The 13,541-nt window shown below is 43.8% G+C and carries 5 protein-coding genes; 2 read left to right on the top strand and 3 right to left on the bottom strand.

Annotated features, from left to right (window positions below; all coding sequences use genetic code 11):
- Nucleotides 1–438: 438 nt before the first annotated feature.
- Nucleotides 439–4,233, top strand: coding sequence for a methionine synthase (gene metH / locus IE130_RS13360; RefSeq protein WP_189586862.1), 3,795 nt, complete (start codon nucleotides 439–441; stop codon nucleotides 4,231–4,233).
- A 19-nt stretch (nucleotides 4,234–4,252) separates the two neighbouring features.
- Nucleotides 4,253–6,340 carry an AAA family ATPase gene (locus IE130_RS13355; RefSeq protein ID WP_189586860.1) on the top strand — a complete coding sequence of 696 codons (2,088 nt, stop codon included), beginning with the start codon at nucleotides 4,253–4,255 and terminating at the stop codon, nucleotides 6,338–6,340.
- A gap of 6 nt (nucleotides 6,341–6,346) precedes the next feature.
- Here IE130_RS13355 and IE130_RS13350 read toward each other — a convergent pair whose 3' ends face one another.
- The 3 genes from IE130_RS13350 to IE130_RS13340 form a co-directional block, all read right to left on the bottom strand.
- The gene (locus tag IE130_RS13350; RefSeq protein ID WP_189586914.1) at nucleotides 6,347–6,502 is read right to left on the bottom strand and encodes a DUF2256 domain-containing protein; all 156 of its coding nucleotides are present in this window, start codon (nucleotides 6,500–6,502) and stop codon (nucleotides 6,347–6,349) included.
- A gap of 51 nt (nucleotides 6,503–6,553) precedes the next feature.
- Entirely contained in the window at nucleotides 6,554–6,724 is a 171-nt protein-coding gene (locus IE130_RS13345) for a DUF2256 domain-containing protein (RefSeq protein WP_010196547.1), read from the bottom strand.
- 321 nt (nucleotides 6,725–7,045) lie between these two features.
- The gene (locus tag IE130_RS13340; RefSeq protein WP_189586858.1) at nucleotides 7,046–13,285 is read right to left on the bottom strand and encodes a DNA repair ATPase; all 6,240 of its coding nucleotides are present in this window, start codon (nucleotides 13,283–13,285) and stop codon (nucleotides 7,046–7,048) included.
- Nucleotides 13,286–13,541 lie beyond the last annotated feature (256 nt).

Below are 13,541 nucleotides of genomic sequence, written 5' to 3'. Positions count from 1 at the left end.
TATTTACCAAATAGTAATGACAATGAACACTTGCTTGTAAGTTTTTCTTACCAACAGCCAATTCTTCTGAAATTAAATTAACATATAGAAAAGCCTTATGAATTCACTTTTACGCTACTTTTTGTCGTAGGCATGTAAGTTCTGTCGGACTTTTAATAGTCTTGATAGCTTCTAACCTTAAAAACAAAGCTTTATGTAATCTTTAAACGAAATGATAGTCATTTGTGCCTATTTGTTTTATGCAATAAACTCCATACCTGATGGCTCAAAAAGCAGATTTTGTATCTGCCATATTGCCAAAGAGGAATAAGCACTATCCCGCGTGGGATATTATTTTCATGCTAAAATAATGCGGATTTGCCTATTCCTTTTATAAAATTTTGCACCCTATCTGTTATTCCTTCCTTTTATGACATTGACGATATAAGCAGCGCTCCTATGACTCAAACGATTACTTCTCAACATGACGCCACCTCTAGCTCAGCGCAATCTGCTGATGATTTTATCCTCACGCCACCTGCCGTGTTTCCTTACAAGAAACAACAACTGACCGCACGTGCCCGTATCACTGAGCAAATGGCCTCAAGAATTTTGATGTTAGACGGCGCGATGGGTACGCAGATTCAAACCTATAAATTAGAAGAAGCAGATTATCGCGGTGAGCGTTTTGCGGATATAGACCAAGATGTGCGCGGCAATAATGATTTGCTTGTACTCTCGCAACCGCAAATGATTATAGATATCCATAACGATCATTTGACTGCTGGTGCGGATATCATCGAGACCAATAGCTTCAACGGTACGCGTCTATCCATGGCCGACTACGATATGCAGTATTTGGTACCTGAGTTAAATAAAACGGCAGCTCAACTTGCCCGCAGTGCAGCAGATGCGTTCACTGCCAAGACACCTGATAAGCCTCGTTTCGTCGCTGGTGTCGTAGGCCCTACCTCACGCACGTGCTCGCTATCACCTGATGTCAATGATCCAGCCTTTCGTAATATCACCTTTGATGAGTTGGTATTAAACTACCGCGAAGCGACCTTGTGCTTGATAGAAGGTGGTGTAGATCTTATCCTAATCGAAACTATTTTCGATACGCTGAATGCCAAAGCAGCGATATTTGCCATTACTGGCGTGTTTGATGACATTGGTTTTGAATTACCGATTATGATTTCGGGTACGATTACTGATGCGTCAGGTCGTACGTTGTCAGGTCAAACGGCTGAAGCATTTTATAACTCAATTCGCCACGCCAAACCATTATCGGTTGGCTTCAACTGTGCGCTTGGTGCCGATGCGCTACGTCCCCATATCCAAACGCTATCTAACATTGCCAATACCTATGTGTCAGCGCATCCAAATGCGGGCCTGCCCAATGAGTTTGGTGAATATGATGAAACCGCTGATGAAACCACCGCATTACTAGAAGGCTTTGCGAAAGCAGGCATCTTGAATATTGTGGGCGGCTGTTGTGGTACGACACCAGAACATATTCGCCAAATCGCGAATATGGTAAAAAACTATGCGCCGCGTGTGATTCCTGAAATCGCCCCTGCCTGCCGCTTGTCTGGGCTTGAGCCATTTACCATCACAGCAGACAGCTTGTTCGTCAACGTGGGTGAACGTACCAACGTGACAGGCTCTAAAAAGTTCTTACGCTTGATTAAAACGGAAGCCTATACCGAAGCGCTCGATGTCGCCCGCGATCAGGTAGAAGGCGGCGCGCAAATCGTCGATATCAATATGGATGAGGGCATGCTCGACTCCAAGCAGGCGATGATTCATTTCATCAACTTGGTGTCTGGTGAGCCTGATATCAGCCGCGTACCACTCATGATTGACTCCTCTAAATGGGACATCATCGAAGAAGGTCTAAAACGCACGCAGGGCAAATCTGTCGTCAACTCTATATCACTAAAAGAAGGTCATGCTGAATTCGTCGAGCGCGCCAAACTGTGTATGCGCTATGGTGCTGCCGTTATCGTCATGGCATTTGATGAAGATGGTCAAGCCGATACTTACGAGCGTAAAATTCAAATCTGTCAGCGTAGTTATGATGTGTTGGTTAACGAAGTCGGTTTCCCTTCTGAAGATATTATCTTTGATCCAAACATTTTCGCGGTTGCCACTGGTATCACTGAGCATAACAACTACGGTGCGGACTTCATCAACGCCACTAAGTGGATTACTGACAATTTGCCAAACGCCATGGTATCGGGCGGCGTGTCTAACGTGTCGTTTAGTTTCCGTGGTAACCCTATCCGTGAAGCCATCAACTCTGTCTTCTTATTTCATGCGATTACCAATGGCCTGACAATGGGTATCGTCAACCCAGCCATGCTTGAGTTATATGATGATATTCCAAAGGAAGCGCGTGACGCTATCGAAGATGTCATGCTCAACCGCAACCAAGGCGAAACAGGTCAAGACGCAACTGAACGCCTGATGACAGCTGCCGAAAACTATCAAGATGGTGGCAAGAAAAAAGAAAGTACGGTTGATATGAGCTGGCGTGAAGGCACTGTCGAAGCACGTATTGCCCATGCGCTGGTCAAAGGTATTACCACCTTTATCGAAGCCGATACCAAAGAAGCGTGGGAGAAATATCCCAAACCGCTAGAAGTCATCGAAGGCCCACTCATGGACGGTATGAATATCGTCGGTGATTTATTTGGTGCCGGTAAAATGTTCCTACCGCAAGTGGTCAAATCTGCACGCGTGATGAAGCAGTCAGTCGCGTGGCTAAACCCGTATATCGAAGCCGAAAAAGTAGAAGGCGAAACCAAAGGTAAAATTCTGATGGCGACCGTCAAAGGCGACGTACATGATATCGGTAAAAACATCGTCGGCGTGGTGCTTGGCTGTAATGGCTACGACATTGTCGATTTGGGCGTGATGGTACCTTGTGAAAAAATCCTTGATACTGCTATTGCAGAAAAAGTCGATATCATCGGCCTGTCTGGTTTGATTACCCCGAGCCTCGATGAAATGGTCTATGTCGCCAAGCAAATGCAAGAGCGCGGCATGACGCTACCGTTAATGATTGGCGGCGCAACGACTTCTAAAGCGCATACGGCGGTCAAAGTCGAACCGCAATATCAAAACGATGGCGTCATCTATGTGACGGATGCCTCACGCTCTGTCGGTGTCGTTACCAAACTGCTATCCAAAGAGCATCGCCAAGGCTTGATCAATGAGACTCGTGAAGAGTACATCAAAGTGCGCGAACGTCTGGCTAAGCGTCAACCTAAAGCTGCCAAGCTCTCCTATGCTGAATCGGTCAAAATTGGCTTTCAATACGATTGGGATAGCTACCTACCACCTGTACCCAATACTTTGGGTCAAGTGATTCTCGATGATTATCCAATAGCGACACTCGTACCCTACATTGACTGGACACCGTTCTTTATCTCTTGGGGTCTCGCTGGTAAATATCCGAAGATATTGCAAGATGAGGTAGTCGGTGAAGCGGCGTGTGATTTGTTTGATAATGCAAAAGAGCTACTACAGAAAATGATCGATGAGAAGTTAATCATCGCAAAAGGCGTATTTAAGATTATGCCTGCGCGTCGTACTGCTGATGATACGGTAACGGTCTATGACACGGCTACAGCGGATAGTGGCAATCCAACCTATCAGTTCGAGCACTTACGTCAACAGTCGGATAAAGCTAGCGGTAAGCCTAACTTTAGCTTAGCGGACTTTATCTCACCCAATACGGAAAAGGAAGACTATTTAGGCGGCTTTACCGTCTCTATCGTCGGTACTGAAGCGCTCGCTGAGAAGTATAAAGCGGCAGGTGATGACTACAACGCTATCATGGTACAAGCCCTCTCCGATCGTCTCGCTGAAGCATTCGCTGAACATCTACACGAGCTCATCCGTAAGGAGTATTGGGGTTATCAGCCGACTGAGTCGCTCACTAATGATGAGATGATTAAAGAAAAATACGTTGGCATCCGCCCCGCTCCTGGCTACCCTGCCTGTCCTGAGCATACGGAAAAAGGTAAGCTGTTCGACTGGCTCGGTACGGTTGAGGCGATCGGTACGACGTTGACCGAAAGCTATGCGATGTGGCCTGCGTCATCGGTCAGCGGATTCTATTACTCGCACCCTGATAGTGAATACTTTAACGTCGGTAAAATCAGCACTGACCAGTTAGAGAGTTATGCTGAGCGTAAAGGCTGGGATATGAAGACGGCTGAGAAGTGGTTGAATCCGAATTTGTAGTATTAATTAGGTTCTAGATATGAAAGAAGCTATGAAGCTTTGGTTTAAGGAAGGATATACAGATTTCGATTCAAGCGAAGGCTTGAATCGAAACAATCCTTTTGAATTAAAGCGTTTGAATATTATTGTGGGCGCAAATAACTCTGGTAAAAGTCGTTTTATGCGGGAGTTAGCTTGTAAAATTTATATCGACGAAATATCTTTAAAAAACTTAACTTCTTATTTGCAGTTGTTGCAAAAAGTAGGTGTGTTACTTAATACGTTCTCTGTAAATGATGAATGGAACACAAGTGCCTTCGAGTTTAATAGCTTTAATTTCATAAAAAATAATTACACTTCAAATTTGGAGAAGCTTACTCAAATTAAAGATCAGGTTAATTTAGCGATAGCTAGAGCTAACTCTCCTTCTCAAAGTAGTTATCCAACAGCCTATAAGATATATGACTTATATCGTAGGCAGAGCTACAACGATAATTCTTATTCCAAGTTATTTGATGAGCTGCAAAATATTATTGAAGAACTATTTAGTTTAGAAGCAGAGTATGAACTTATAAACATATCAGCTTTAAAGATTTTTTATATAAACTCTTTGAGAAGCTTAAAACATTTTAAACCTTTAGAGTCCTTAGCTGAGTCTGAAATTGAAAAAACAATATCCAATAAGAATGATATTTTAATTCATAAAAGTACAATTGCACCAGATGGTGAAGAGCACACACACGTAACTAAAAAAGAAATTTTAGATAAACTAAGAAAAAACACGCTTTTACTTAGAGTTTACAAAGATTATGACTTTTTAGATCATCAAATAGTGACAGGCGAAGACTTCTTTGAATTTCTAACGGACTCACTGCTAGGAATGCCTGAAGAACGTCAAAGAATTGACGATTATCAAGCAAAACTTTCTCATTACTTTTTCAATAATGAAGTTGTCACTCTTATACCTCATCGTAAAGATGATAGTTTGCATATCAAAATTGGAGAAGCAGAACAGTTTCCTATCTCGCAACTGGGTGATGGCTTGCAACAAGTTATTATTCTGACCTACAAAGCTTTTTTAACTACCGAACCTTCTTTCTTTTTTATCGAAGAGCCAGAAATGCATTTGCATGCAGGCTACGTTAAACAAATAATGAAGTTTTTACTGAATGAAACTGATCATTATTACATGGCGACCAGTCACTCCAATTACTTGCTCGACATGATAAACGAAGACAAACGTATTACTTTATATCGTATAGACAAAGAAAATGTTGGTAATGAAGAAAACAAATATGAAACTGTAATTAGACGCTGTGATGGTGACCGCACTATACTACAGACGCTTGGTGTGTCTCCTTCGTCGGTCTTTTTAGCTAATTGCACTATTTGGATTGAAGGCATTACTGATCGTCTATACTTTGTTCAGTACTTGAAGAAATACTTGGAAGAATTAAAGATAACTGATCAAGAGAAGTGGGAAGATTATTCACGCTTTATTGATGGCTATCACTATGCGTTTGTCGAATATCAAGGTTCAAACTTAGAACATTGGGATTTTGAAGTTGATTCTTTAGAGGATGTGGATAGCGGCAAGAACAAGGGTTTAAATGCAGTACTTGTCACTTCTAACGCTCTAGTAATAGCAGACTCAGACTTAAAGAAAAAACCTAGATTCAATGAGTTGGAACAACAGCTAGGGGATAAGATTGCGATTACTCAAGGTAAAGAGACCGAAAACTCATTGCCTAGGAAATTTCTCGTAAAGAAGTTTTTTGAGATGTGTCCTGACAATGGATTAGCTAAGCAAGGGAACAAAAAAAAGCTAGCTTACAGCGATGAGTATGAAAAATATTTCACAGATATTTATCAAAGTTCAAGTAAAGGTATCGGTAAATATTTTGATACAGCTCTAAATAAAATGCGTAGAGATGGAGTTGTACCTCAGTTAGAAACTGATGAAACCTCTTTTTCTTTTTCAGATGGAAACCAAGGCACTATTAAGAGTAAAACTAATTTCTGCCAAGACATAGTTGAACTGATGCAGAGTGAGCCATGGGAGCTAACACCATCAGCAACAGAATTATGCGAATCAATATTTCAGCATATTTCAGAAAATAATAGATAACTATTTTCAATTACTATCGCTACCTATTACCTTCCCCCGCCGACACCGCTCAGAACAGTAAATCACCTGCTCCCAGTCCTTCTCCCACTTCTTACGCCACGTAAACGGGCGATGGCAAACGGGACAGGTTTTTTGCGGTAAGTTTGCCTTTTTATGTGCCATCATCTACCCCCTTGTGCCATATATCTAATATCTATGGTGAACTATTATTGCCTACTTATCTTCTTTTTGATGATCCAGCCCTTCATACTTTTTCACCCGTCGGCATTGGTCTGAGCAATAGACCATGCTCTCCCAGTTTTTATCTAGCTTCTTAGTCCAGCTAAACTCGCGCTCGCAGACAGGGCAAAGTTTTTTGCGGACGTTCTTCTTTTTGTGCGCCATAATTTTCTCATTGGTTTGATATAGTCGATTCACTATCATCGGATACGGTGTCAGTCTTGCTTGAACTACTGTTTGTAGCACGCTTACTCGCTGTTATTGTATCCAAAGTAGCTGTTGCCGACTATATTACCATTGTCTTTTGATCATAAGCCCTATTTATAGGTGCTATTCATAAGTGATGTTCATAAGTGCAAGTCATCAGCATTGCTCATAAGCGTTAATAATTAAGCATTAACGCTTAATCGTTAGCCATCAATCATAGCTGTTAACCAGTAGTGACTAATCGTCAGCTATTACTCAGTAGTGATTAATCATCAACTATCAATCATAGTCGTCAAAGATTTTATTAAGTCGATTTAGACTATTGACGATTAACTTACCAGATTGATCGGTGCTGGTATCAATCGCCAGCTTCTCATCCATCCGCATCGTCAATGGCTCTAACGCTTGCTTGAGGGCAGTTGCCATCAGTGCAGTCTGCTGATGAATATCAGGGATATCGCTGTCTGCCGCTTGATTCTCATAATTCTTAGCTAGGCTCTCAGTTAAACTATTAGACAAGCTATCCGCCATTTTTTGCGCCAGTTGTTCAACGGCGTTGACCAGCTGCACCATCAGTGCTTTTTGTACGTCTTGGTTTTGCTTGAGATACTCGCCTTCCGCCTTTCCAGCATTGTGATCGTGCTTATATATTTGCAGCAATTGGCTCACGCTTTTCTCAAAGCCATTGTCGATACTGGCGCTGACGACTTTGGCATTGTTAATCACGCTATCGGCAAGGATTTTTTGTGACTCTAATTGAGCGTTTAACTGGGCATCGAGTTGTGCTTGTTGTCCTGCTTCTCGTAAGCGAGCGATTTGCTCTGGATCATTTTTCGTTAAGTATGTCTCAAACTGGCTACTGATGGCATTGAAGCCACTGGCCAAGTCGACCAACTGGGCAACGATACGCGCGCCTGTATCGCCATCTTCTCCGCCCATGGCTTTGTTACGTAAGAAGTCCGCTTTGATCTGCGCCCAACGCTCTGTTTCTGCTTCGGTCAAGACACCACGCATCTCGCCAAGCTTGAGCAAATTGCTCTCTGCACCTTGGGTCAGTAGCTGCGACTCGCCTAGATAATGATCATCTATCAGCTGGTTCAGCTCGCTTTCATTCATGACCGCCGACAGTTTTTCGGTCATCTTATTCATATTACGATAACTACCTTGCAGCTTAAATATCGGCTCAACGCGATACTTGTCATCTTGCGAGGCGGAGGCAATATAGGCTTGGTTGACGTCCAAAATGACTTCTTGCACCCTAAACATATGGCGCAAGATGGCGATAATCTCGTTAACTTCTGAGGTGCTATACGGATACGTCAAATCACTGCTTTGTGCTTGTGCGAGGTTGATATTGTCCGTTTTTGCCATTTTAATCAAACGATGCACATCGCTTAAGTCACGGTTGGCCATTGGTGCGAGGACGGTATTAGAGGTCAGCGAGTTTTCGATATAACTGAGTGCAAATACCTCTTCCATGCCGCTCATGATATCGCCTAAGTTGTAGATATCGGCACGGTTGGCGAGCATGTCCGGCACTTTGAAAGCCTCGCCGCTTTCGGTATACGGGTTACCTGCCATGACCACGCAGAACTTTTTGCCACGCATGTCATAGGTCTTGGTTTTGCCTTGCCAGACACCATCGATACGGCGTGTACCGTCACCCAACGAGATAAACTTTTGCAAAAATTCCGCATGCGTATGCTGAATATCATCGAGATAAAGCATGACGTTATTGCCCATCTCAAATGCTAAGTTGATTTTATTTAGCTCTTCTCGGGCGGTAGCATTGGGCGCTTTTTCGGGGTCTAATGAGGTGACGTCATGACCGAGTGACGGACAGTTAATCTTCATAAAGATAAGGCCAAGACGATTTGCCACGTATTCCATCAAGGTGGTTTTACCATAACCTGGTGGCGATATCATCATAAGGATACCCATCAAATCGGTACGCTTATCCTCGCCGACCGTGCCCATCTGTTTGGCAAGATTGTCACCGATGAGTGGCAGATAGCTCTCATTAATCAGACGGTTACGCACAAATGAAGACAATGGACGTGGCATAAACTCGTCCAGTCGCAACGTCTCTTTTGACTCATGTAAAATCTCTGAGCGCATGGCCAGATAACGTCTATAAGCAGGGATAACTTGCGTATCATGATGATGCAAACGATTTAAGAAATCATCGACGGCAAAGGTTAAGGTCTGCTGATGAATACGTGTATGCTCACCCAGCAGGTTATTAACCTGACTCTCAAGCGATACCTTACCCGTGCTACGCTCAAAGCTTTGCACTTGATTGAGCGGATTATTAATACTGGTCAATGAAGGCATTGACGAGGTGATTGAGGAAAATGACAAGGCCGATGGTGTGGCACTTGCGCCTTGATTGCTTAAACCTTGATTACTCAGATTTTTATTACCTAGCCCTTTAACACCTAATCCTTTATCGAAAGTCGCACCTGAATCAATGAGGCGCTGTACCAAAGCTTCACGCTGAGCATCATTTAACTGGGTAAGTAAAACAGCAATGGCTTCGGGCACATAATGACGGCCACTTTCTAAGTGCTGCTTGCGTAGCGCATTTTGTGTTTCAATCTCGGCAAGCTGAGCTTCGCTGAGTGCTTCACCTGCTTCGTTGGTGCCATCAGTCACTACGTTAGCCGATTCATTTCCACCATAAGTTTTCTCAAGCAATGCATGGAACCAAGTTGCCAGTAGCTCATAGGCTGATTTGGGTTGGAATCCAAGCTTACTGATAGAAGACTGTAGTTGGTCAAAACTGGCGGTATTTTGCGTGCTACCTGCAGCACTATTCAACGTTTGACTTAACTGCTCACACAACTGCTGTGCTTGTTGACTGGTTTGCCATTTTATTGTGTTATGTGCGCCGGCATTGGTTTCAGCCGACTGCCCCATGACGCTCACCAAGTATTCACTGGCAAGCTGAACGTAGCTTGGTTTGAAGATGTTAGCGTTATGAACATCACTGGTATTTGAATCCAGTTCTGACGCTGGTTTTGATGTTGACTGCTTGCCGGCGCCATTATTAATGCCAGTACCGTTATCAAGGCTACCATCTTTATCAGCGCTAAGACTGTCATCATTATGGGCCATAACAAAATGACGCATTACTTGGCTCATGTCTTCAACCAGTAAAGATTTAGCCGTATCACTGCCCAATGCACGGCGCAGTTGCTCGGCGGTCGCGGCTCTATCTATCCAGTTATTTGCGCGCGTCAGCACGGATTCATTTAACCAAGCGTCATAACCAAATTGACGCAGACTTTCTAAGCCAAGCGCTTGCACAATATTTAGCTGCCAATAAAATAACTGCGCCAACGCACGTACTTGCGGGGTATAAATCAGCAACCCTGCCTCACGCAACGTTGGCAATATTTGCATCAATAATAGCGTGGCATCATGGTCATGAATGCCTTTGTCATACCCAAGCTGATAGCGAGGGGTGGCATAAGCTTTGACCAGTTTAGACAATGAGCTGTCATTATCAATGTCGCCATTAACATCTAGGGTAATGATGGTCGCATCGTATGCTTGATATAGACGTTCTTCGGTTAGGCCATCTTGACTGCTCTTGGCACTTTCGATAATGCTATAGGCTAAGTACTCGGCGCGATACACCTTGTCAGACTCGGAGGCGATATTCATGTCCCAATACGGGCGCAAGGCGTTTAGCTCAGTATTATTGAGCACTTCATAATAATCTGTACCCGTTAGATGCAAATTCAGCACGCGCTTGCCATCTGACTGCTGACGACTCAATAAGGTCAAATCTAATGGCTGAGTATTGACTGAAAAGCGGTGCTTGCCCAGCTTGATGATCTGACCACCATCTTCAAACAAGTCCGACTTGTCTTTTAGACTCTTATAGCTCTCGATTTGGATGGCTTTTAGGCGGGCGTCGATGTCATCGGCTTTGACGCTAAAGCCCATCGCTTGCAGCTCTTTTGCAATGTTACGGACTTTTTGCACCAGACCATCAGCCGCAAAATACGTATTCAGCGCTTCCTCTTCTGTAAAGCCTGTGACGCCAGTGCTTTGTGTGCGTTTTTTAATACTCTCAAGCATCCGCAGCGCGCCATCACCCAAGTTTTGCGCTTTGCGATTACGAGCATCAAGCAGTTGCTGCTTATGATTTTCAAAGGTTTCGTAAATCTCTTCACGTTTACTAATAATATCGGCTAAAAACTGATCGCCGCTGTTGGTCTCTGGATCAGCGAATTGGCTCTCCAACTCTTCTAGCTGTACCAGTAATTTTGCCATTTGCTCATCTGATTTCTCAGGCGTATTGGCAATGGATAAGGCGTTGGCAATAGATTGACCGAACAGCTTAAACTGCGCGCCAAATTGCGCCACAGCCTCAGCTGAGCCTAGATTTTTGCGTTTATGATTGAGCTTGGCTTTGCTCTGATTTAGACTCGCATAAATGGTCGATATGTCATCGATAATTTGCGTACGTACCGTGGCATCGGCCACATCTAGCGTCCCTAGCAACTCGGTCAATAAATCTAACCCTTGCGCTGTCTCATCAATTTTTTCTAGTACAGGTTTTAGCTCAGCATTGGTTTCAGCGGTATTCAAGCGCTCACTGACATCGACCAATATGCCTTCGTAACTTGATAGCGCCTCTTCGCCGCTTAAAAACAGCACCGTTTTTTCGGCAAGCTCGCTTTCTGCTTCTTCTAATTGCTTTTGCAATGCTTGTAACTTATCGGCATCTAGATAGCGCAAATCCTCCAAGCTCACCAAACGGCCTTTTTGGCGTCTTAATGCTGACAGCTGATCGACATAATCACTGGCCGACTCAAAGCTAGTAACTCGTATCTGCCGCAAAATCTCACTTTGCTGCGTATCAGCATCGGCTAGCGCAGTTTGGGTTTGCTTTTGGATACTTTGTACTTTAGCGAATTCGTCAATGACCAGCTCAGCCGTTGCCGTCACTTCCTTAATACTACTGGCGACTTCGCTCAGCTCAGGCTCAGACAACCAATAATAGCTGTCAAAGAGTCGGCTGGTATTATTGGTAAGCTCTTCATAGAGCTTCTGTGACACGCTTTGATTATCAATCAGGCGAGTAATGCTATACAGGTCTGAGATACCACGCACCAGCTCTTTATTACCGATTTTGCCATAGAAGCTTGTGCTTTCTGGCAACTCACTGACATACTCGTGTGAGGCATAAGGCGTGTGCCATATCTGCATCGGATGAATACGAGACGGCTCGCTTTGGTCACTGAACAGTACCAAACGCCCATTCTCAGCCAAGGCCATACCGTTGCAATAGATAGGATTTGCCAGTTGTTTTTTAATCAAGTTATAAGGAAACAGCCCCGTGACGCCCAAGTCCCTGTCATAAAATAAGAATAAAACATCTTCCCCATTCGGCGATACAATTTTACGCTTAAACCGTAAGTCAGTAGCGCCAACGTTATTGGCCTCGAACAGCTTATACTCACCCGTCTGTAGATAGTAGCCACCCGGAAACATGATGCCGTGGTCTTCTGGTAGCTGGACACATGATTGACCAATCGCATCCAAACGCAGCACCGCTTCGGTCAAGGTGTTATAAACAAAATAACGGTAGTCCTCTTCACGATAGGGCAATATCTTGAGCAATATTAGACTGCCGACTTTGGCATACGCAATCTCAGCATCCGTCAGCGACTGGGTACGGTCATTGACCGGTTCGCTATAGATACCTTGCCCTGATTGCGTATTGTCCTCAATCTTGATGGTCAAATCACCACCGACGGTTTCTACAAATATCGTGTCTAAGATATTCATATGGGGATATTTGCCATTCACCATTTGATCGCGTGTGGTCTCAATCCAGTCAAAATCATAAGCAGGCGGCAGTTCAATATCACGCTCGCCTCGATTGTCCACATAAGCGACTTGCGCCGACTCTGGTGTGCCTTGGCTAAAATCTAACGCGAAACGGAATACTCGAATATCAGTGATGCGCTCACCAATCTGAAATGCCAACAGCAATTTGCTGTCTTTCACCGTTATTTGAATCAGGCGCGTTTGCTTGTAGTATCGATATAGCTCATTGAAATCTTGAGCAAAGGCATCTTGAGCCAAAAACGTCCCTTTCAAATCGACCTCTTCGAGCTGATACTCTTCTTCATTACCAGCTGGCTCGTTCAGACGATATAACGACAATACGTCTTTTATATTGCTCGCACGTTTGAGCCCCATAAAAACGTTGTAGCCAAACAGCAAATAATCGCCGACCTGCACCATGTCTTGTGCCACACAGTTGTATTCGGTACGAATACGGGTACGGGCGATGACTTGCATTTGGGTGCTGCCGAACTCTTCAAGACGCGCATTATTGAGCGTCTGCGTCTGCTGCTCTAAACGGCCGCCTTGTTCTGTCAGACGTTTTTTGATGAGCTCATAAGCATTGCCTGAAGCAACTGCCTGATCGGTTTGGTTGGCTTGATTAGCATTATCGTTGCTGTCTGAGTTTGTTGAGTTTTGCGTGTCCGCCATCGTTGCTCGTCCGTTTCTGTTTTTACGTAATATAGTCAATCCTTTATAAAAGAGCTACAGCGTTAACCTCGCTTGAAGTATCACATATACATCTGCACTCGGTTGCCTTGACTCTCTTTTAAACTGAATCCACTATAAGAGAATTTTGGGCAATAAAGAATCATTGAAAGTAAAGAAGCACTTGGCTAATCTAAAAAAACGAGTGGTCACTGCTATTTTTTTAGATTAGCCAACTCATTATTAATATTAAGTTGGC

It is taken from the genome of Psychrobacter glaciei (genome assembly GCF_014652895.1).
Lineage (GTDB): Bacteria > Pseudomonadota > Gammaproteobacteria > Pseudomonadales > Moraxellaceae > Psychrobacter > Psychrobacter glaciei.
The sequence above is the reverse complement of the archived record's forward strand: the minus strand, read 5'-3'. Positions and strand labels throughout refer to the sequence as shown.